This window comes from Virgibacillus siamensis (genome assembly GCF_900162695.1).
Classification (GTDB): domain Bacteria; phylum Bacillota; class Bacilli; order Bacillales; family Amphibacillaceae; genus Lentibacillus; species Lentibacillus siamensis_A.
This window is the reverse complement of the sequence record NZ_FUIH01000007.1, coordinates 1,395,968-1,417,956: the sequence shown is the minus strand read 5'-3', so window position 1 is coordinate 1,417,956 and position 21,989 is coordinate 1,395,968. Positions and strand designations below refer to the sequence as shown.

26 protein-coding genes are annotated in these 21,989 nt (G+C 40.6%); 23 read left to right on the top strand and 3 right to left on the bottom strand.

The annotated features are described in order from the left end of the window. The first annotated feature begins 77 nt into the window (after positions 1-77). Both B1K71_RS10915 and B1K71_RS10910 read left to right on the top strand, forming a co-directional pair. Positions 78-1,037, top strand: coding sequence for an MBL fold metallo-hydrolase (locus B1K71_RS10915; RefSeq protein WP_077326822.1), 960 nt, complete (start codon positions 78-80; stop codon positions 1,035-1,037). After that, positions 1,027-1,821 (top strand): SDR family NAD(P)-dependent oxidoreductase, encoded by a 795-nt coding sequence (locus B1K71_RS10910; protein WP_077330190.1) that lies wholly within the window; start codon positions 1,027-1,029, stop codon positions 1,819-1,821. The genes B1K71_RS10915 and B1K71_RS10910 overlap by 11 nt, the downstream gene beginning before the upstream one ends. Positions 1,822-1,825: 4 nt before the next feature. On the opposite strand, the gene B1K71_RS10905 is transcribed toward B1K71_RS10910, so the two are convergent. Together B1K71_RS10905 and B1K71_RS10895 are read right to left on the bottom strand one after the other, a co-directional pair. Beyond that, a complete protein-coding gene (locus tag B1K71_RS10905) occupies positions 1,826-3,076 on the bottom strand; it encodes a Y-family DNA polymerase (protein ID WP_077326820.1) in 1,251 nt (416 codons plus the stop codon). A 355-nt stretch (positions 3,077-3,431) separates the two neighbouring features. Further along, positions 3,432-4,352 carry an aldo/keto reductase gene (locus B1K71_RS10895; protein WP_077326816.1) on the bottom strand — a complete coding sequence of 307 codons (921 nt, stop codon included), beginning with the start codon at positions 4,350-4,352 and terminating at the stop codon, positions 3,432-3,434. Positions 4,353-4,469: 117 nt separating this feature from the next. Here B1K71_RS10895 and B1K71_RS10890 point away from each other — a divergent pair, with 117 nt between their 5' ends. The 20 genes from B1K71_RS10890 to B1K71_RS10795 all read left to right on the top strand — a co-directional run bounded on the left by B1K71_RS10890 (position 4,470) and on the right by B1K71_RS10795 (position 20,916). After that, the gene (locus tag B1K71_RS10890; protein WP_077326814.1) at positions 4,470-5,015 is read left to right on the top strand and encodes an NUDIX hydrolase; all 546 of its coding nucleotides are present in this window, start codon (positions 4,470-4,472) and stop codon (positions 5,013-5,015) included. Between the two features lie 3 nt (positions 5,016-5,018). Continuing rightward, entirely contained in the window at positions 5,019-6,185 is a 1,167-nt protein-coding gene (locus B1K71_RS10885; protein ID WP_077326812.1) for an endonuclease Q family protein, read from the top strand. 86 nt (positions 6,186-6,271) lie between these two features. Then, positions 6,272-6,910, top strand: coding sequence for a stage II sporulation protein M (spoIIM, locus tag B1K71_RS10880; RefSeq protein WP_077326810.1), 639 nt, complete (start codon positions 6,272-6,274; stop codon positions 6,908-6,910). 113 nt (positions 6,911-7,023) lie between these two features. After that, a complete protein-coding gene (locus tag B1K71_RS10875; RefSeq protein ID WP_077326808.1) occupies positions 7,024-7,485 on the top strand; it encodes a ferric iron uptake transcriptional regulator in 462 nt (153 codons plus the stop codon). Between the two features lie 221 nt (positions 7,486-7,706). Beyond that, positions 7,707-7,904: a DUF4227 family protein gene (locus B1K71_RS10870; protein WP_245799387.1), complete on the top strand. Its 198-nt coding sequence runs from the start codon at positions 7,707-7,709 to the stop codon at positions 7,902-7,904. Positions 7,905-7,909: 5 nt separating this feature from the next. After that, positions 7,910-8,803: a site-specific tyrosine recombinase XerD gene (gene xerD / locus B1K71_RS10865; RefSeq protein WP_077326804.1), complete on the top strand. Its 894-nt coding sequence runs from the start codon at positions 7,910-7,912 to the stop codon at positions 8,801-8,803. Between the two features lie 88 nt (positions 8,804-8,891). Then, positions 8,892-10,070 (top strand): phosphopentomutase, encoded by a 1,179-nt coding sequence (gene deoB / locus B1K71_RS10860; RefSeq protein WP_077326802.1) that lies wholly within the window; start codon positions 8,892-8,894, stop codon positions 10,068-10,070. 15 nt (positions 10,071-10,085) lie between these two features. Beyond that, on the top strand, positions 10,086-10,919 hold the full coding sequence (locus B1K71_RS10855) for a purine-nucleoside phosphorylase (protein WP_077326800.1): 834 nt from the start codon (positions 10,086-10,088) through the stop codon (positions 10,917-10,919). A gap of 6 nt (positions 10,920-10,925) precedes the next feature. After that, the gene (locus tag B1K71_RS10850) at positions 10,926-12,230 is read left to right on the top strand and encodes a pyrimidine-nucleoside phosphorylase (protein WP_077326798.1); all 1,305 of its coding nucleotides are present in this window, start codon (positions 10,926-10,928) and stop codon (positions 12,228-12,230) included. Between the two features lie 119 nt (positions 12,231-12,349). After that, entirely contained in the window at positions 12,350-13,537 is a 1,188-nt protein-coding gene (locus tag B1K71_RS10845) for a D-alanyl-D-alanine carboxypeptidase family protein (protein ID WP_077326796.1), read from the top strand. Positions 13,538-13,642: 105 nt separating this feature from the next. Beyond that, entirely contained in the window at positions 13,643-13,996 is a 354-nt protein-coding gene (gene spoIIAA / locus B1K71_RS10840; protein ID WP_077326794.1) for an anti-sigma F factor antagonist, read from the top strand. Further along, positions 13,993-14,433 carry an anti-sigma F factor gene (spoIIAB, locus tag B1K71_RS10835; protein WP_077326792.1) on the top strand — a complete coding sequence of 147 codons (441 nt, stop codon included), beginning with the start codon at positions 13,993-13,995 and terminating at the stop codon, positions 14,431-14,433. Before spoIIAA ends, spoIIAB begins: the two co-directional genes overlap by 4 nt. A gap of 8 nt (positions 14,434-14,441) precedes the next feature. Beyond that, entirely contained in the window at positions 14,442-15,206 is a 765-nt protein-coding gene (sigF, locus tag B1K71_RS10830) for an RNA polymerase sporulation sigma factor SigF (RefSeq protein ID WP_077326790.1), read from the top strand. 179 nt (positions 15,207-15,385) lie between these two features. After that, positions 15,386-16,003, top strand: a complete 618-nt coding sequence (locus B1K71_RS10825) for a stage V sporulation protein AA (RefSeq protein WP_077326788.1) — start codon at positions 15,386-15,388, stop codon at positions 16,001-16,003. Next, positions 15,981-16,409, top strand: coding sequence for a stage V sporulation protein AB (locus B1K71_RS10820; protein WP_077326787.1), 429 nt, complete (start codon positions 15,981-15,983; stop codon positions 16,407-16,409). The genes B1K71_RS10825 and B1K71_RS10820 overlap by 23 nt, the downstream gene beginning before the upstream one ends. Positions 16,410-16,440: 31 nt before the next feature. Next, a complete protein-coding gene (locus B1K71_RS10815) occupies positions 16,441-17,919 on the top strand; it encodes a spore germination protein (RefSeq protein WP_077326785.1) in 1,479 nt (492 codons plus the stop codon). Positions 17,920-17,999: 80 nt separating this feature from the next. Further along, a complete protein-coding gene (lysA, locus tag B1K71_RS10810) occupies positions 18,000-19,310 on the top strand; it encodes a diaminopimelate decarboxylase (RefSeq protein ID WP_077326783.1) in 1,311 nt (436 codons plus the stop codon). Between the two features lie 70 nt (positions 19,311-19,380). Beyond that, on the top strand, positions 19,381-19,818 hold the full coding sequence (locus B1K71_RS10805; RefSeq protein WP_077326781.1) for a peptidylprolyl isomerase: 438 nt from the start codon (positions 19,381-19,383) through the stop codon (positions 19,816-19,818). Between the two features lie 8 nt (positions 19,819-19,826). After that, on the top strand, positions 19,827-20,276 hold the full coding sequence (locus B1K71_RS10800) for a site-2 protease family protein (RefSeq protein WP_077326779.1): 450 nt from the start codon (positions 19,827-19,829) through the stop codon (positions 20,274-20,276). Positions 20,277-20,553: 277 nt separating this feature from the next. After that, positions 20,554-20,916: a GNAT family N-acetyltransferase gene (locus B1K71_RS10795; RefSeq protein WP_077326777.1), complete on the top strand. Its 363-nt coding sequence runs from the start codon at positions 20,554-20,556 to the stop codon at positions 20,914-20,916. An 84-nt stretch (positions 20,917-21,000) separates the two neighbouring features. Here the strand turns inward: B1K71_RS10795 and B1K71_RS10790 are convergent, their stop codons facing one another. Beyond that, positions 21,001-21,084, bottom strand: a complete 84-nt coding sequence (locus B1K71_RS10790) for a YjcZ family sporulation protein (RefSeq protein WP_077326775.1) — start codon at positions 21,082-21,084, stop codon at positions 21,001-21,003. Positions 21,085-21,252: 168 nt separating this feature from the next. Here B1K71_RS10790 and B1K71_RS10785 point away from each other — a divergent pair, with 168 nt between their 5' ends. Further along, complete coding sequence (locus B1K71_RS10785; protein ID WP_077326774.1) at positions 21,253-21,987, top strand: segregation/condensation protein A; 735 nt, start codon at positions 21,253-21,255, stop codon at positions 21,985-21,987. Positions 21,988-21,989: the final 2 nt, after the last annotated feature.

Here is a 21,989-nt window from a genome sequence, read left to right as displayed (position 1 = left end):
ATCCATCAGATGACTTTTTGTGGCAAAGGATATACAATATGACTAAAATGAACAGTCATTCATTTGGAGGAATATAGATGAAAGTAATGGACAAAACAATCAGTCAGATTACAGTACCGACACCTTTTGCTGTTGGGGATACCCATGTATATCTTCTTAAGGGAGACATCCTTTCCCTTGTGGATGCAGGGGTTAAAACGAAAGAGGCATGGGAAGCGCTGAAAGATCAATTGAACGAACTTGGTTATACGCCGGCTGATATTGAACAAATTATTTTGACACACCATCATCCGGATCATATTGGGCTTGTCGATCAGTTTCCACGGGTTAAGCAAATTGCAGCACATGAAAACGTTGATTTATGGCTAAGCCGAAATGAAACATTCTTCCAGCGCTATGAAGCATTCTTTGCCGACTTTTTTATAAAATGCGGTGTGCCATCGGAATACCGCGATGTACTGAAAAAGCTTCGGGGACCGCTGAATTTTGCCGGTTCAGGACATGTCGATACAATTATGAAAGCGGGCGATCCATTGCCGGGACATAATGATTGGCAGGTTATTGATACAAGGGGCCACGCGCAAAGTCATTTGTCGTTTCTCCGAGAATGTGACGGTGCATTTATTGGCGGAGACCACCTGCTTCAGCATATTTCATCCAATCCGCTGCTGGAGGCACCGGTGGATGGGGGAGATCGTCCGAAACCAATGCTGCAATACCGGGCAAACCTTATAAAATGCTTGCATCTTGGAATCCGTACAGTTTTTCCCGGGCATGGGGAGGTTTTTTCAGATGTCGCTTCACTGATTCCTTCCCGTTTGAAAAAGCAGGAGCAGCGGGCTGATCATGTGCTAACGCTTTTAAAGGATCATCCACAGTCGATATTTGAAATTTGCCGGCAAATCTTTGCGAAACAATATAAAAGTCAGCTTGATTTAACTATTTCCGAAACGACCGGACAGCTTGATTACCTGGAAGATGAAGGTCTTGTCGGTAAATCACTTGAAGATGGGGTTTGTTATTATTATGCAAAATAGAATTGCCGGTAAAAAAATTATTGTCACCGGTGCCTCCAGCGGCATCGGCGAACAGATTGCCTGGCAAATTGCCGAAAACGGCGGGGTTCCAATCATGGTCGCCCGTTCCATCAATAAACTGCAAAATCAGCAGATGCAGATTAAAAAGGTACATCAGGTTAACAGTTATGCTTATCAGGCGGACTTATTAAATCAAAAGGAACTTGATAAGGTAATAGTTCAAATCCTGTCTGAGCATTCACAAATTCATGGTTTAATCAACAATGCCGGTGCAGGTGTGTTTGATTATGTCAAGGACTTACGATGGACAGATGTGGAGCGTATGTTTCAATTAAATGTATTTGCGCTCATACAGGGGACAAAACTTCTTTTGCCGCATTTTATAGAGCACCAGGAAGGGCATGTAATAAATGTTGCCTCACAGGCGGGTAAAATTGCCACTCCGAAAGCTGCTGGTTATGCCGCGACCAAGCATGCTGTTCTCGGATTTACCAATTCACTCCGCTTGGAAACATCTGACTATAATATCCGTGTTACATCAGTTAATCTGGGGCCTGTAAAAACTAATTTTTTTGCCGGGGCTGATTCGACCGGTGACTATCAGAAAAACATGGAGCGTTATATGCTTCCTCCCGATAAAGTGGCTGCGAAAATTGTAAAAGCTTTGTTTACGGACAAGCGGGAAATCAATTTACCGGGCTGGATGGAACTGGGCAGCAAATTGTATCACTTGTTTCCGGGAACGATGGAAAGGCTTTTGAAAAAACAGTTTAACAGGAAATAATGGTTTATGCCTGGTGACCGCCGATTTTATGGCTGCGGCCAATGGTGATTCCGGCATCTGTATAACTTGTGGCCCGCAAGATAGCAGTGGCCCCGAATTTATCACGGATTGAGTCCATCACAAAACCGATATCTTTTTTCTTGGGCCTGTCGTCAAATAAGTTAAGCTGGGTTTCCCTGTTTTCATAAAGATTATCCAGTGTTATATAGACATGTCTGATTTTACTGGTCTCATCGTAGAATTCATGGAAAAGCTGCATAGCAATAGTATAAACATCCATTGTAATGTTGGTCGGGAACTGTACAGATCTCGACCGTCCGAATCCACCGCCTGTTTCTTTGGAATATGCAATTCCGAGGTGTATTGTCCGTCCCGCTTTGTTTGCCGTTCTTGCCCGGCGGCAGGCTTCCTCACAAAGATCAAGAATACAGGCGGCAATTTCCTCTCCGGTGTAATCACGCAATAAAGAAATACCGTGACCGAATCCTTTTTGCTCCGTTTTGGTAAAATTACCGAAGACGGGACTAAGGTCAATTCCCCAAGCATGCCAATAAAGCTGTTCCCCCATAATTCCAAAGCGTCTTTTTAGGTTTTCCAGCGGGAAATTGGCGAGATGCTTGAGTTTTACAATCCCCATTCGGTTTAAATTACGTTGCATTCTTCGGCCGATTCCCCAAATATCCTGAACAGGAAACGGCCATAATTTCGCTTCCACATCCTCATATCTGCACTCGGCTATGCCTGCTTTTTTTGCATGCAGGTCCATCACAACTTTTGCCAGAAATTTATTGTCACCGATACCAATCGAACAAGTGATACCGAAGTTTTCCAGGATGTCTTGCTTAATGGACATGGCAACTCCCTGACGAGTGCCGAACTGTTTTTGAAGTCCATTTACAGTAACCCATACTTCGTCAACAGAATACTGATGAATAGCTTCTTTTGGCACATATTGATTAATCAGTTTTGTGATTTCCACGGATACTTCCAGATAGTCAGCCATGTGTGCGGGGGCAATCACAATTTCCGGATCATCGGGAAGTTCAAAAAAGCGGCTGACATTGCTGATGCCATGTTTCTTCTTTAGTTCCGGAGAAGCCGCCAGTACAATGCTTCCCGGCCGGCTTGTGTCACCGACCACAGCCAGTTGTACGGTCATGGGGTCCAGTCCCAGTTTGACAGCTTCGACACTCGCGTAAAAAGAGCGCATATCGATGCACAGCACGTCATTTCTTGGATAGCCGGAATAATCCAATGAATTCACCACCTAAAAGGAACATTTGTTCTATTATATGCCAGCTGTTGAAATTTTAGCAATGGAAATTTATTGTATTGGCTTTGAGAGATGGGAATTCAATTGCGTGGATATTGAGTGCAAAACCGTGGATACTGGGCCCGAAATCGTGAATATTGAGTTGAAAACCGTGAATATACCGGGCAAAATCGTGGATATGTTGGCAATGAAGAAAAGGAGGCTGGGACAAAAACGTGTGATACAAAAAACGAACAATAAGGGGGATAGCGAAGTATATTTCCGGAGCGGTTATACGCTCCATAAATTGTTCGGGTTTTTCTTTGAATAATGCACTTTTGTCCCAGCCTCTTTCATTTTATCGATGGTTTGCATATTGAATTGCTTTTGTAATTTGCTGCAGGGCTTCATACGTTTCATCGGTCATTGTTTTGGAATAATTGAAGGCGGTGTTTTCCGCCACCTGGCCGGTTGAACTTGCACCAAACACAGCAGTGGCAACGGCAGGGGATTTGAGCACGTATTTCAACGCCAGTTCATTTAACAAAAAGTCATTCCCGAAGTGTTCGGTCAGCTTATCGTTAACTGTTTTAAGCTCTTCATAGGAATAACCCAAAAATCCATTCTGTCCTTTTTTGTTAATCTGCTCAGCGGCTTTATTGCTGAGCATACCTTTGGCAAGTGGTCCTCTAGCCAGCACACTGATACGGTTTTCATGCAGCAGATTCAGTATTTCTTCCTCCGGACGCCGGTCCAGCATATTGTACTGCATCATAACCCCATCGATATTGGATCGTTTCACGTATTCACGAATAACATTGGGGCGAATGGAAGAAATGCCATATGCACGAATAACACCTTCCTGTTTAAGGGATTCAAACGCCTCAATTGATTCATCGATGGGATCGTCAATTGTTCCGCCATGAAGCATATAAAAATCGATATAATCTGTTTTAAGACGACGGAGACTGTCTTTTACACCGTTCTTTATATGGTCGGGTGACGGATCCCAAAACCAATCTTTTTTGTCCTTATTAAAATGATTGCCTACCTTTGTCGTTAAAATAACCTGTTCCCGCCGGTTTTTAATTGCCTCGCCAACAAGTTCCTCATTCACACCAAAATCATATAAATCAGCGGTATCCAGATGGTTAACGCCAGCATCTAATGCAGCGTCAATAATATTACTGGCCTTTTGCTGCTTTGTTCCAAGCGACATGCATCCAAGTGTCAGTTCAGAAACATATAAATCTGATTGGCCAAGTTGATTTTTTTTCATGCGGTTTCCCTCCAGTAATTGTTCTTTAATCTATTGTAAGAAACTGTTTCCGCTAAATTCAACTAAACAGGTGTGTTAGAATAAATATTAGTGCTGAAAAAAAGGATGAACCAACATATGAAAAAATTTGAAGAAAAAACAATCCATACAGAACAAATATATGATGGGAAGGTTGTTAAATTGCAGGTGGATGATGTGACGCTTCCAGATGGCAAAACAGCAAAACGTGAACTGATTAAGCATCCGGGTGCTGTAGCGATTATTCCGATTACCAAGGATAGAAAAATTGTCTTTGTTGAACAATATCGTAAACCATTGGAAAAATCACTGGTGGAACTGCCGGCTGGGAAACTCGAACCCGGTGAGAAACCCGAAATAACTGCAGTCCGTGAGCTGGAAGAGGAGACCGGCTATACAACGGGCAGTCTTCAATTTATAGCATCATTTTACACGTCGCCTGGTTTCGCGGATGAACTTATGTATCTCTATATGACAGAAGAACTGGAACCGCTGAAAAATGCAGTGTCAGGTGATGATGATGAATTTGTTGAATTGCTTGAACTGACGCTGGACGAGGCAAAGCAGTATGTACGGGAACAGCGCATTCATGACGCCAAAACAAATTATGCAATTTTGTATCTTGAATCACTGGAAAGGATGTAGAAAATGCTGAACTCATATTTTGCTGATATGCACATCCATATTGGGAGAGATATGTACAATAAACCGGTAAAGATAACCGGAGCCAAAACATTGACCCTTACCAATATTTTGATAGAAGCAAGCCGAAACAAGGGGATTCATATGACAGGAGTGATTGACAGTCATGCTCCGGCGGTACAGGAAGAGATAAAACAATTAATTGAAGCGGGGAAAGCCTATGAGCTGGCAGATGGGGGAATTCAATTTGAAAAGGTAACATTGCTGCCCGGTTCGGAAATTGAGGTATATGATGAAAATTGCCATGGACCTATTCACGTGCTTTGCTTTTTCCCGACACTTCAGACGATTGAAGCGTTTACAGAGTGGTTGACAGGAAGAATGAAAAACGTCACACTGAGTTCCCAGCGTTATTATGGTTCTGCTAAAGAACTGCAGTACAAAGTGAAAGAACTTTCCGGGCTGTTTATCATCGCCCATGCGTTTACCCCGTTTAAAAGTTTATACGGAAAAGGTGTTCATCAATCATTAAAAGAGGTATTTGATCCTGATTTGATTGATGCCATTGAACTCGGATTGAGTTCGGATACGACAATGGCTGATCAAATAAAGGAATTACATGACTATACATTTGTGTCGAATTCTGATGCGCATTCGCTTGCTAAAATCGCCAGGGAATATCAGGAAATTATCATGGAAGAGCCTTCTTTTAAAGAATTTGAATGGGCATTAAGCAATGTAAATGGGCGGTCCATCAAACAAAATTTCGGTATGAATCCGCATTTGGGAAAATATCATACAACAGTTTGCAGTCAATGTCTGGAGCCATTATCACTTGATGCAGATCAATGCCATAAGTGTCATTCCACTAAAATCATAAAAGGTGTGTATGACCGGATACAGGAATTGTCCAATGCCGACGGAAGCAATGTGGAGCGGCCGCCATATTTGTATCAGGTTCCATTGGAGTATCTGCCAAAGCTTGGTCCTAAAACATTTGAAAAGCTGTTATCCCATTTTGATACGGAAATGAATGTCATTCACCATGTTTCATTTGAGGATCTGAAAAAGGTTGTTCCTGAAAAACTAGCTGCCTCTATTATCCGGATGCGTGAAGGAAAGCTGGAAATAAGAGCTGGCGGGGGCGGCAGATACGGAAGTGTAACTTCCTGAATTAATCATCCGCAATTTGGTATTTTTACATGGTATTCTTCATAGTTTTTAAGTAGAGAAGCAAAAAAGAACAATGGAGGATTTCAATGTATACCAAACGAACTTTAGCAGTAAATCATGTAAAAGAACATGCGACCATTTATTTGTTTATGATTATTCTGTTCTTAACGGGTGTCATTTTCGGAGCAATCATTGTAAACAGTATGAGTTTTGGACAAAAGGAAGGGTTGTTTTTCTACCTGGAACGTTTTTTTGGACAAATTAGCGGGAGCGGGCAAATCGATAATGGTGAAATCTTAAAGACCAGCTTCCTATATCATGCCAAATATTTAATTTTACTGTTTATATTGGGGTTATCTGTTATTGGTCTTCCATTGGTATGGGTTCTCATATTCCTAAAGGGGCTTGTCGTGGGATTTTCCGTTGGATTTATTGTCAATCAGCTCGGGGCAAAGGGATTGCTGCTGGCATCATTATCAATCGCGCCGCAGAACTTTTTAATTATACCGGTCTATTTAATTGCCGGGAGCATGTCCATGATATTCTCATTGACGCTGCTTGGAAAACTGTTTTCAAAAAAGATTCCGCAGCCGATTTTTCAACCGTTTGGCCGTTATATGATGATCTTTTTCCTGCTTTTCGCTGCTTCATTCGTCGCAGCTTCCATGGAAGCATTTGTTGCAAATGAAGCAATGGAAGTTCTGATCCAATCATTTTATAAATGATAATTTATATTATATAATAATAATTATCGGTAACAGTTTATAATTATTATACTTTGACACTGGTTATCTGTGTGCATATAATATAGATGGGGATATCAGGGAGGAGACTTGCCATGGAACATCGAATTGAACAGATTAAAAAACAGCTCCATGCACAAAGCTATAAGCTTACTCCACAACGGGAAGCTACTGTCAGGGTATTGCTTGAACGTGAAGAAGATCACTTAAGTGCAGAGGAAATATACTTACTTGTTAAAGAACTGGCACCTGAAATCGGATTGGCGACGGTGTATCGAACATTAGAATTATTATCCGAATTAAAAATTGTCGATAAGATAAACTTTGGTGATGGTGTTTCCCGTTACGATCTTCGCAAAGAGGGTGCGGAACATTTTCATCACCATCTGGTCTGTATTGAATGCGGATCTGTTGAAGAAATTGTGGAGGATTTGCTTGAAGACGTTGAAAAAATCGTTGAAAATGACTGGGGATTTCAAGTTAAGGATCACCGTTTAACATTTCATGGACTTTGCAAGCAATGTCAGAAAGCATCTGTGCAGTCTGCAACATCATAACGTTTTTGGATGCCTTTTTCTTAACGGAAAGAGGCTTTTGTTTTGATTTGCGGCGGTTGGAAGTCCTTCAGAAAACTGCCATATTAATTTACTTTTTAGCATAAATGGGTTACGTTTGAATAAACGAAACATAATTATTGTTTCCCATGTATATTGGGATCCTTTTTTTGCATATCTTTTATTAATAGATATCAAAAGAGGGGACATGCAGTGTGAAAGAGATGATATGGGATACATTGAAGGTGTTTGTGATTTTCGCTGCCTGTACGTGCTTATTTTATATAGGATTGCAGGTAATGCATGCTGAATATGAAAAGAATCACCGTTATGATCCACCTGAAGGTCCTTCTGTTAAGGTGTTTGAGCAGGGGGATGACATTATCGACCGATTAAACATATTTTTCCAATTAGGGGAGTAGCCGTTATGCTAAAATCCGGTATTGAGGATTTTATACATTATATACAGGTAGAACGGGGCTTATCGGACAATACATTAAAATCCTACCGGCGGGATTTGGGACAATACATGTCGTTTGTTGATCAAAAAATACATAAAAAAAATTGGGCTGATGTGGAACGTCAGGATATTGTCAGATTTTTATATGACCTTAAGGACCATGGGAAATCATCCGCAACAATTGCAAGAATCATTTCATCGATCCGCTCCTTTCATCAATTTCTGATGAGGGAACAGATGGTGAACCAGGATCCCAGTATTCATATTGAGACCCCCAAAAGAGAAAGAAAATTGCCCGACATTTTATCTGCACAGGATGTTGAAACCTTATTGACATTACAGGCGGATTCTCCGTTACGTATCCGCAATAAGGCAATGCTGGAGGTAATGTATGCAACAGGATTGCGTGTGTCGGAATTAATCAGTTTAAAGGTTAGTGATCTTCACCTGACTATGGGTTTTGTCAGGTGTTACGGTAAAGGTTCAAAAGAAAGAATTGTTCCATTGGGGGATGTCGCTAAAGAAGCAGTGGAAAAATACCTGCAGGATGCTCGAGGACAGCTTACCAGACGAAAACAGGACCGGAACGCATTGTTTGTTAATCAGCACGGAAGACCATTGTCAAGGCAGGGGTTTTGGAAGATACTGAAAGCGGCAGCCAGGGAATCAGGAATCAAAAAAGAAATAACGCCGCACACATTGCGCCACTCTTTCGCAACACACTTGCTGGAGAATGGGGCGGATTTGCGGTCCGTTCAGGAAATGCTTGGACATTCGGACATTTCCACAACGCAAATTTATACGCATGTTAACAGGACACGTCTGAAGGATATTTACCAATCATACCATCCAAGGGCATAATTATAGACTAAGATGTCAGACATCCTACAACAAAATTAGATACGATAAATTATGCCGGAAAAGATCATATTATTACTGGAGGGATATTATGCAGGATTTCAAACGAGTATTTTTAATTGTAATGGATTCAGTGGGAATCGGTGAAGCCCCGGATGCGGAAAAATTTGATGATAAGGGAGCAGACACGCTTGGCCATATTGCCGATCGGATGAATGGATTGGATATGCCACATATGGCAAGGCTGGGTCTGAGCAATATCCGGGAAATAGAGGGAATTGCAAAACAGGACAATCCGCAGGCACATTTTACAAAAATGCAAGAGGCATCCAATGGGAAAGATACGATGACTGGCCACTGGGAGATTATGGGTCTGAACATCCAACAGCCTTTCCGCACTTTCCCAAATGGATTCCCGGATGAATTGATTACTGAACTGGAAGAAAAAACAGGCCGTGGTGTTATTGGGAATAAACCGGCTTCCGGTACGGTTATATTGGATGAGCTCGGTAAAGAACATATGGAAACGGGAGCTTTAATTGTTTATACTTCAGCAGATTCGGTACTGCAGATTGCAGCCCATGAAGACATTATTCCGCTGGAAGAGCAGTATAAAATATGCGAAATTGCCCGTGAACTGACACTGGATGAAAAGTATATGGTCGGCCGGGTGATTGCCAGACCTTTCACAGGTAAACCAGGGGCATTTCAGCGGACTGCAAACAGACATGATTACGCTTTAAAACCATTTGGACATACAGTTATGAATGAATTGAAGGACACTGATCATGATGTGATTGCTTTAGGAAAGATATCGGATATTTATGACGGTGAAGGTGTTACGTCTGCAATTCGGACCGCCGATAACGAGGATGGCATGACAAAGCTGGTTGAATCGATGGAAAAGGATTTCTTCGGACTCAGTTTTTTAAACCTGGTTGATTTTGATGCCAAATATGGTCACCGCAGGGATCCGGAAGGTTATGGGAAAGCATTGGAAGCATTTGATGCGCGCTTGCCGGAAGTGTTAAACAGATTGCATGACGATGATTTACTCATCATTACCGCTGATCACGGAAACGATCCAATCCATCACGGTACAGACCATACCCGTGAATATGTTCCATTGCTTGTTTTTCATAATGGAATCCGTGAAGGAAAAGAATTACCAATCCGCAAAACATTTGCGGATATCGGAGCAACCATCTCCGACAATTTCAATATATCCATGCCTGAGCACGGGAAAAGTTTTTTAAACGAAATTAAATAGAAAGAGTGGTAGTTCATGGATCAAAAAAGTATTAAAGAAGCAGCAGCGTTTCTGAATAAAAATTTGACTGAAAAACCGGAGATAGGATTAATATTGGGCTCTGGACTGGGAGTACTTGCTGATGAAATAGACAACCCCGTATCTTTCCTGTATAAACAGATTCCGCATTTTCCGGAGTCAACTGTTTCCGGGCATAAGGGCCAGTTGGTTGCCGGCATACTGGAAGGGCGACAAGTAATCGCCATGCAGGGAAGGTTTCACTACTATGAAGGATATACAATGCAGCAGGTGACTTTTCCGGTGCGGGTTATGAAGGAATTGGGAATTGACTCCCTTGTTGTAACGAATGCAGCAGGAGGAATAAATAAATCGTTTCATGCGGGTGACTTAATGCTGATTGACGATCATATCAATAACATGGGGAATAATCCATTGATTGGACCGAATCAGGAGGAAATGGGCGACAGATTTCCGGACATGTCCGCAGCCTATGATTCCGTTTATCTTGCCCACGCAGATCAATGTGCTGAGAAAATTGGTCTGACAGTAAGGCATGGTGTATATGTCGCGAATACCGGACCCGCTTACGAAACACCAGCAGAAATTCGAATGCTGCGCACATTTGGCGGTGATGCAGTTGGTATGTCAACAGTGCCGGAAGTAATTGCTGCTGCACATTCCGGTTTGCGTGTACTGGGTATTTCGTGCATTTCAAATATGGCGGCAGGTATTCTTGATCAGCCTCTGACCCATAATGAAGTGATTGAAACAACGGATAAGGTTAAAGAAAACTTTTTGCGGTTTGTCAAAGAAATAATCCGGACATTGCCAATTAAAGAGCGAGGGTGATGGATGATGAGAATGTATGACATAATTGAAAAAAAACGTAATGGCAAAGAACTTACCAATGAGGAAATCCGTTATTTTATTGATGGATATACAAACGGCGAGATACCGGATTATCAGGTGAGTTCACTTCTGATGACTATTTATTTTCAGGATATGAATGAGAGAGAACGTGCGGAATTGACAAGTGCAATGGTTGACTCAGGCGACAAAATAGATTTATCAGGAATTACCGGTATCAAAGTCGATAAACATTCAACCGGCGGGGTCGGTGACACTACAACACTTGTACTTGCTCCGTTGGTGGCTTCACTTGGGGTTCCGGTTGCAAAAATGAGCGGCAGAGGTCTGGGACACACTGGCGGAACCATCGATAAGCTGGAATCCATACCGGGATTTCATGTTGAAATTACCAGTGAAGAATTTATCCAGCTTGTCAATAAAAACAAGGTAGCAGTGGTTGGACAATCCGGGAACCTTACACCGGCAGATAAAAAACTGTACAGCTTAAGGGATGTAACTGCAACTGTTAATTCAATCCCATTAATTGCAAGCTCCATTATGAGCAAAAAAATAGCATCTGGTGCCGATAGTATTGTACTTGATGTTAAAACTGGATCCGGGGCTTTTATGCAAAAACTGGATGATGCCAAAGAACTCGCTGAAGCTATGGTATCCATTGGAAACCAGGTAGGAAGAAATACGATGGCGGTCATTTCGGATATGAGCCAGCCTCTTGGCAATGCAGTTGGCAATGCATTGGAAATAAAAGAGGCAATTGATACATTAAAAGGTAACGGTCCAGATGATTTAACCGAATTATGCCTCGTATTAGGCAGTCAGATGACAGTGCTTGCCGGGAAAGCGGAGACGACGGAGGAAGCACGCAAACTTCTCCAGGAAAATATACGCAACGGAAAGGCATTCAGTCAATTTAAAACATTTATTGAATCCCAGGGTGGGGATACCACTGTGGCGGATCAACCGGAAATGCTTCCCCAGGCAGATTATAAGATTGCATTGCCTGCAAAGAAAACCGGTACGATAGCTGAAATTACTGCAAATGATGTTGGAACCGCAGCAATGATGCTTGGAGCGGGAAGAGCAACCAAAGAATCGGTCATTGATTTGGCTGCAGGCATAGTGCTTCATAAGAAAATCGGAGACAATGTTACAGAGGGCGAACCGCTTTTAACGATTCATACAAATAGCACTGACATTGAGGACGTTAAAGAGAAGCTTTATAAAAGTATCACAATTTCTGATACACCAGTCGAATCGCCTACCCTTATTTATGGAACTGTAACAGAATAACAGAGATATTAGATGAAAAAACACACATCTCCCATGTGTGTTTTTTTGCGCCTTCAACAAGTATAAATTGATGTCATTACGTTAATCCTTTTACTATATTGATTGTTGGAGGTTAAACCATGAAAAAATTTGTAATAATGACCAGTATCGTTTGTTTTTATATGGCGGTTGCATCCGGTATTGTTTACGGCAAGGAGGGGGATTCCGGCGAAAAGTCCGGTGAGAATATTAATCTTGCGCCGGATGTTAAATCAGCTATTCTAATTGAGCGGGATACCGGTAAAGTACTTTACAAGAAAAATCCCAACAAGAAATTGCCACCCGCAAGTATGACAAAAATTATGTCTCTGCTTCTGATTATGGATGCACTCGACAAAGGAAAAATCGAGAAAGATGATATGATACGTGTCAGTGAGCGGGCTGCATCGATGGGAGGTTCACAAATATTTCTGGAGGAAGGCGAAGAAATGAGTGTTAATGATTTATTGAAAGGAATCGCCATTGCCTCTGGTAATGATGCTACGGTAGCACTTGCCGAACGGCTTGCCGGAAGCGAAGAAGCTTTTGTTAAGAAAATGAACGAAAAAGTAAAGGCACTTGGGCTGGAGAACACTCATTTCGGAAATTCAACCGGCTTGCCTGCTGAGAACCATTACAGCACCGTTCATGATATGTCAGTCATGGCAAAAGAGTTATTAAAATACGAATCTATAACCGATTATACTTCTGTATATGAAGACTATTTACGAAAGGGTCAGGAGAACGAGTTCTGGCTGGTCAATACAAATAAATTAGTTAAGTCATATCCGGGGGTGGATGGATTAAAAACCGGGTATACCAATGAGGCTAAATATTGTCTTACTGCTACAGCAGAGAAAAATGACATGCGTGTAATAGCGGTTGTAATGGGGGCCGATTCGACGAAAAAGCGCAATGGAACAGTATCCCAGATGCTTGATTATGCATTTAACCATTTTGAAACAAAAAACTTATTTAAAAAAGGTGACAAAGTAACAACATTGGATTTATTGAAGTCAGAAAAGCAGCATATCGATGTTGTCGCTTCAGAGTCAATCAGCACCATTCATCGAAAAGGTGAATCAACCGAAGATATTACTGCAAAATCTATGTTGTCGGAAGATATCCAATTACCGCTTAAAAAAGGCGACAAAGTGGGGGAAATTGTGATCAAAAAATCCGGAAAAACAGTTTCCAAATCACCGCTCGTCATTAATCAGGATGTTGAGTCAGCAAGTTATTTCACCTTACTGAAAAGGACACTGCAAAACTTGGCGAAAAGCGGTTGATTTTTACTATTTTGAACGAATAGGCACTTCTTTTGTCATCATGCAGGAATTAGGAAGACATATAAAGAAAAATATAATACAACAATTTGTAAGGAGGAGAACAAAATGGTTCTGTCTACTGCGTTTGAAGTGAAAGAAGACGTATTAATCGTTCGAATCTCAGGGGAACTGGACCATCATGAAGCAGAAGCATTGCGGAATGAATGGAAGGAAATGATTTACCAGAATGCTATAAAGCATGTGATTTTAAATCTTGAAGCTGTATCATTTATGGACAGCTCCGGACTGGGGGTTGTTCTGGGAAGGTATAAGGAGGTTCTGCAGCTTGGCGGGGAAATGGTCGTATGTTCAGTTTCGCCGCCAGTAAAACGTTTATTCGAAATGTCGGGTATTTTTAAAATTATTCGTTTAGAGGAGAACGAAGAAAACGCGTTATTTACGTTAGGGGTGGCTTCATGAATAATGAAATGTGTGTAGAATTTTCCAGTGTAAGTGAGAACGAGTCCTTTGCCAGGGTGACAGTCGGTTCATTTATTGCACAGCTTGATCCCACAATGGATGAATTGACTGAGATAAAAACAGTCGTATCAGAAGCGGTAACAAACGCAATAATCCATGGTTATAATAATAGGCCCGGCAATCAGGTTTCTATTCGATGCGCCTTGAACGATGACGAAGTGGAACTGACAATTAAGGATAATGGTATTGGTATTGGAGACTTGGATGAAGCCAGACAGCCGCTGTATACATCGAAACCCGAGCTGGAACGTTCCGGAATGGGTTTTACGATCATTGAAAATTTCATGGATTCTGTTGAAGTTATTTCCAGCCCTGGTGACGGAACTACCGTGCATATGACAAAACAATTAACAAAAAGCAAGACGGTTTGCAAATAGGGATGCCTATGGATGTAAATGTTAAAAAAGATGATTACAATGATCAGAGAGAGGCTTTAACAGATGAACAGGTAAAAGAATATATTTATAAAAGCCAACATGGCGATAAAGAATCCAGGGATATTTTGGTCGAAAGAAACGTCAGGCTTGTCTGGTCCGTTGTCCAGCGATTTATCAGCAGAGGCTATGATCCGGATGATTTATTTCAAATCGGAAGTATCGGGCTTATCAAAGCGATTGATAAATTTGATTTGTCATATGATGTACGATTTTCCACGTATGCGGTTCCGATGATTATCGGGGAAATCCAACGATTCATCCGTGATGACGGAAGTGTTAAAGTCAGCAGATCCCTGAAAGAGACTGGAAATAAAATCAGAAAAAAACGGGACGAGCTGACGAAACAACTTGGAAGATCGCCTGCCATCCATGAAATAGCTGATGCTTTGGATATTTCGCCAGAGGATGTTGTGCATGCAGAAGATGCAGCGAAAGCTCCGCACTCCATTCATGAAACGGTGTTTGAAAATGATGGCGATCCGATTACATTGCTGGATCAAATAGCAGAGGAAGATACAAACTGGTTTGACAAACTGACGTTACAGGAGGCAATAAGGGGGCTCAATGAGCGTGAGCGGTTGATTGTATATTTGCGTTATTATAAAGATAGAACGCAATCGGAAGTAGCGGAAAGGCTCGGTATTTCACAAGTGCAGGTTTCAAGACTCGAGAAGAAAATACTGTACGAAATGAAAGTTAATATGAATCAATGATAATCATCACTTTTAAAGTGGTGATTTTTTTGTTTTAATAATAAAATTTTATGCTTGTGTATAATTCGATTACCGAATGAGTCACTGCACTTTAGCTTCTACTTGTCAACTTTTGCTAGCTATAACAAATTTTTTTTAACAAACACTATAGTACATCACAAAACGGAGGATGATTTTATATGGATAACATCATTTATCTCCGGATGAAGAAAAATGTGGAACTGAACAAAATGCAGCGTTTGTATTTAAAGGATATCGCGTATATATCAGCGCCTTCAGCGCTTAAATCCAAGTTGGAGAATACCTTTATCTACAACATAACAGAAAAAGATCAAAACATAATCATCATTGATAGCTTTATCGTTATTGACCATTTAAACGAGCAATATTCAGGACTGGAGTTTCAGCTTATTGGGCCGGCACAGTCAATTATCCGAATCAAAAAAGTAAAAAAAACACCAAGTATACTGCTTGCATCCATTGTTTGGATTCTTTTGTTTATCGGAACGGCCATGACGATTATGAATTTTCATTATGATGTTAGTATGCAGGAAGTTCAGCAAAAGCTGCATTTATTATTGACCGGTGAAGAAAATGAATACCCATTGTGGATACAAATTCCTTATTCATTCGGATTGGGCATTGGTATGCTGCTATTCTTCAATCATTGGTTCACCAAACGGTTCAATGAAGAACCCAGTCCGCTTGAAGTTGAAATTTATAATTACCAGCAGGATTTGGATCAATACGTCAGTTACTATGAAAACCGGTTAAATGATACCAAACCTTTTCATTAGCATATTGGAGGTCATAATTGGTCTTGCTGGTGGATTGGCGGTTGGGGGAGGATTTGTTGCTTTTCTGACTGTATTGGGTATTATTCCGAGATTAATTCAATTAAGCCGTACCGCAAAATATATACACGTATATGTTATCAGTGTCATAACAGGAACATTATTCGGCACGTATATGTCTTTTGCGGAAGTAAATTGGGATCAACCGACGGCAGTTTTGATTTTGTGGGGAACATTCCACGGTATTTTTAATGGAATGCTTGCAGCGGCACTTACGGAAGTATTAAATGTGTTTCCGATTATTTCCAAACGTATAAGAATGGAAGATAAACTGTTATGGTTTCTGATGGCAATCGTATTTGGGAAGATTGCCGGCTCCATTTTTCAATGGACGTTTTTTATGAAGTGAACAGGCAAAGTTCGAAGCGAGGTGTTAAGTTATGAAAATGCGTGATGATGTGACATTGGTCTCCGGAAAAGTTAAAGAAAATGAAGCATACATGAAAGACAAAATCGGTCTGGGTACATCGTTTGATCTGGGGTTTCGGGAATTAACCCTGTTGAAAACAAAAGTTCAGATTTATTATTTAACAGGACTTTGTGATACATCTGTTATTGCAGAAGTAATAAAAAAATTAGTCGATATTAATGATAGTGAGCGGGAACGAAGAAAGATACCCGAAATCATACACAACCGGATTATACATCAACAAGTAATAGAAACAGAAAATATGGATGAAGTGGTGGATCAGTTATTGTCCGGTTTGATTGTTATTTTCGTGAATGGAGAAAAACATTCCTTCATTGTTGATGTACGGCATTACCCGGGGCGTACTCCCCAGGAACCGGATACAGAACATGTTGTACGTGGATCTCGGGATGGATATACGGAAAACATCATCGAAAATACTGCTTTAACAAGAAGGCGAATACGTGATGCCAGACTTCGCATGGAAATGTTGAAAGTGGGAGAGCGATCGAAGACAGATTTATGCGTTTGTTATTTAAGCGATGTTGCGGATGAAGGTTTAATTGAAGTTATTAAAAAGAAAATTGAGGATATTGAAATCGATGGCATATCAATGGCAGACAAAACAATTGAAGAATTTATTGTGCAGCGGGGATGGAATCCTTATCCATTGGTACGTTATACAGAACGTCCTGATGTAGCTTCCAGCCATTTACTGGAAGGCCATGTGTTGTTGATGGTTGATACATCACCGAGCATTATTATTTTGCCGACCACCTATTTTCATCATGTCCAACATGCAGAAGAATACCGGCAGGCGCCAATGGTCGGTACATTTATAAGATGGGTAAGGTTTTTGGCAATCCTTGCGTCCATCTTTTTACTGCCGCTATGGCTATTGTTTGTAATTGAGCCGTCTTTACTTCCGCAGCAACTGGCGTTTATTGGACCGCAAGAGGAAGGCAATGTACCAATCGTACTGCAAATTATATTAGCGGATCTTGGTGTGGAATTTTTACGAATGGCCGCAATCCATACACCGACACCCCTGTCAACAGCAATGGGCTTGATTGCTGCTGTACTGATTGGTCAAATAGCCATTGATGTAGGAATGTTTGGCCCCGAAGTTATTTTATACGTTTCTGTAAGTGCTATCGGATCGTATGTTACCCCAAGTTATGAACTAAGTGTTGCAAATAAACTAACGCGATTTGTGCTGATTGTTGTGACAGGATTATTTGGAGTGATTGGATTTGCTGTTGGATTTACCGCGTTTATTTTATACCTCGTACGACTTAAATCAATCCGAACCCCTTACTTATGGCCGTTTTTGCCGTTCAATGCAGGTGCGATTGTTCAAATTCTTATTCGAGTGCCGGTTCCAAAATCCAATAAGCGTCCAAGCATTGTACACCCGCGAAATAATTACCGCCAGCCTGTTAAACGGTAAAGTTATGCCGGCATTATCCTTTTGTTTTTTTTCGGCTTATGATACAGTATTTTTATTCTTTTGAATAGGGGACATGTATTATGACACTGGAAAATTACCCATTCACTATTAACGGGAAGGGCCATTTGGAAATCGGTGGAATGGATTCAATGAAATTGGTTTCCGAATATGGAAGTCCGTTGTACGTATATGATGTATCTGTAATTCGGAACAACTGCAGGGAATTCATGGATACTTTTAAAAAACTAAACGTTAAAGCACAGGTTGCATACGCAAGTAAAGCTTTTTCTTCGATTGCAATGCTCCAGGTGATGAAACAGGAAAACTTAAGTTTGGATGTTGTGTCACAAGGAGAGCTGTACACAGCATTACAGGCTGATTTTCCAGTCGAAAAAATTCACATGCATGGAAATAATAAAAGCCGGGATGAACTTGCCATGGCGATCGAGAATAATGTTGGTTGTATTGTAGTTGATAATTTTTACGAGATTAATTTAATCACGAGTTTGTTGGAGCAGTACGGAAAAGAAATGGATGTCCTTATGCGTGTTACGCCAGGGATTGAATCAAAAACACATAGGTATATTATGACTGGAAATGAAGATTCGAAATTTGGGTTTAATCTTCATAATGGTCAAGCTGATCAAGCGTTTTTGCAATTAACAGAACACCGCAAAATCCGATTCAAGGGTCTTCATTGCCATATTGGTTCACAAATATTTGAAACAGATGGATTTAAACTTGCTGCGGAAATGTTATTCAAAAAATTGAAGTTATGGAAAGACCAATATGATTATACACCGGATGTTCTGAATCTTGGAGGAGGATTCGGTATTCGATACACAGATGAGGATAACCCGCTTCCATATTCCGCTTATGTCGAAGAACTCGTGAAAACAGTAAAAAAACATGCCGCCTCTCTTGAAATACCAATACCGGAAATTTGGATTGAGCCAGGTCGTTCAATTGCCGGAAACGCAGGATTGACTTTGTATACGATTGGTTCAATTAAAGAAATTCCGGATGTTCGCACGTATATTTCCGTAGACGGTGGATTAACGGATAATTTAAGACCAGCACTTTATCAGGCTAGATATGAGGGATTACTAGCGAATAAAGCTGATGCTGAACTTTCCGGAGATGTTTCTGTAGCAGGTAAATGTTGCGAATCGGGTGATATGCTGATTTGGGATTTACCATTGCCTGAGGTTGAAAGCGGAGATGTATTAGCTGTTTTTTCAACAGGTGCTTACGGTTATTCTATGGCAAATCATTACAACAGATTTCCGAATGCTGCTGTTGTTTTTGTGGAAAACGGCCGGGACAAGCTCGTTGTAAAACGGGAAACCTACAAAGATTTAGTGAAAAATGATTTGCCTTATGAAGAATAGGAAGCTTTAATTATTTTTTGGAAAATGGTAAGATATACAGTGTTTAAAGAATTTAAAAGGGGATATCGAGATGAATAAAACCGGGTATATATTAATGGAAAATGGTAATAAAATTGAATTTGAACTTTATCCAAACGAAGCACCGAATACAGTAGCCAACTTCGAAAAACTGGCTAATGAGCAATTTTATGATGGGCTGACTTTTCACCGGGTAATACCAGGGTTTGTCAGTCAAGGCGGCTGTCCAAATGGAAATGGAACGGGTTCAGCCGGGTACACAATCAATTGTGAAACAGAAGGAAATCCGCATACACATGTTGAAGGATCGTTATCGATGGCACACGCCGGTAAAGATACTGGAAGCTGTCAATTTTTTGTTGTACATGAACCACAACCACATTTAAACGGTGTTCATACAGTTTTTGGTCAGGTAACATCAGGAATTGAACATGCAAAAGCTATGAAAAACGGGGATGCAATGAAGGAAATAAGGGTAGTCTCTGAGTAAGATTTTAAATGGACGTTTATACACTTCTTTATCTGGTATTCGTAGTTGCGCCAATCGGTACATTTGTTCATGAGAGCGGTCATGCATTAGGCGCTTCACTAGTCAAGGCAAACAGCATTTTTCTGACCATCGGAACAGGCAGAAGGGTTTATGAATTTACATTACGAAACATTCAAGTGATCATTCATTTGTATTTTTTTATTGGAGGAAGTGTATCCAGCGAGCGGGAAGTGCCGTTTGACCGTTTTGAAAAAATCTGGATTGCCGCTGCGGGCCCCATATGCAATAGTTTGCTTGCCATTATGTTGTGGTATGTAAACAGCATTTATCCACACTATTCAATTGTACTGCTTGCACTATTTAACTTTTGGGTAGCTGGAATAAATATAATTCCCTTTCAAATACGCGGAAGACAATCAGACGGCTGCCGAATCTTGATGGCGCTTATTCAGAAATAATGATTTTTGAAGAGACGTCAAAAGCGGTATGATTATGGTTTTTTCAGGCAATACTTGATAAAAGGATGAGTTTTTTTGAACGAGAAGAAAAAGAATTGGCTGTTAATGATCATTTTACTGGCAATTGGTTTTATTGCAGGGTTCATCTATTGGTTTGGATTTGTTCTTTAAAAGTATAATTTGACAAAATCAGCAAGATGAGGCATAAATATATATACAAACTATACTATTTTATGCTGACAAATTGAAATGTTATTTTTCATAATGAGGGGTATCTATGTTAATTCGTTACAAAAAGAATATGGAAAAAATCGCAATGGGGTTATTATCATTTATGCCCGAAGGTAAAGATGTGAAAAAATTGCAGCAAACCATAAAGGAATATGAAACGAATCCCGACTGGCAACTCTTCTTATGGAAGGAAGAAGATATAATCGGTGCAATAGGAGTAAAAATAGAAGATGAGATTAATGCTGTCGTACAGCATATCTCGGTTAACCCATCCCATCGGAATATGGGCATCGGCAAAAAAATGATAGAAGAAGTGGAGAAAATTTACAGTGAAAAATACGCTGTTTGTGCGGATGAGTTTACTCAGGAATTTTACAATAAATACTGTGATTGCCAAAAGAAACAATGAAATCATGTGAAATAACAGTAGCCAGCTCTTCATAGAGCTGGCTATTGTTAAGCGTATTAGCTGGATTAACCGGATGCGAATGAATTACATCCAGGCAGCACCAACGATAATGAGCAGAATGAACAGTACTACGATTAGCGCAAATCCTCCACCATAGTTGCCACTCATACTAAATTCCTCCTTTTCCACTTAACGAATAAATGTTTTTTTGGTAACATTTATCTTACGTTATAATTTATGTTGGCAGCAGGCATAGTGTATAGGCGCATATGACAAAGTACACATTTTTTTTGATATATCCTGGTGTATCTGCCTATTTTTGAAGGGATGAGGGGTATGAATAAACCTTATGAAGTAAAACTGGATGCATTCGAGGGACCTCTTGACCTGCTTCTTCATTTGGTTAACCAGTATGAAATTGATATATATGATATACCTGTGGCCAAAATCACCGAACAGTATATGCATTACATCCATGCGATGCAGCAGCTGGAGCTCAATGTTGCCAGTGAATATCTTGTCATGGCTGCTACTTTACTTGCAATTAAAAGCCAGATGCTCCTGCCTGCTCAAGAAATGGATGAAGAAGATGATGAATATATGGAAGACCCCCGTGATGAACTAATGCAGCGCCTAATTGAGTATAGAAAATATAAAGCAGCCGCGGAAAAGCTGAAAGAAAAAGAACATGATGAACATCAGATCTTTACCCGCCCGCCGGTTGCCTTTGAGTACGTCGAACGAAACCGGCCGATCGAAAAAAGTGACACCTCAATTTATGATATGCTCCATGCACTGGAAAAGGTATTTGAACGGAAAGAGTGGAATAAACCTTTGGAAACGAAGGTACAGAGCGGAGAAATACCTATTGAACAGCGGATGACTGAAGTGCTGGAAATTGTGAAGGCATCGGAAAAAGGAGTTTCGTTTGATCACTTATTTGAAATACCATCCAAAGCGCATATTGTTGCTACATTCATGGCAGTACTGGAACTAATGAAAGAACATGAGGTTCATTGTGTTCAAAAAAAACATTTTGATGCATTATATGTTGTATACATGGGGGCATGACA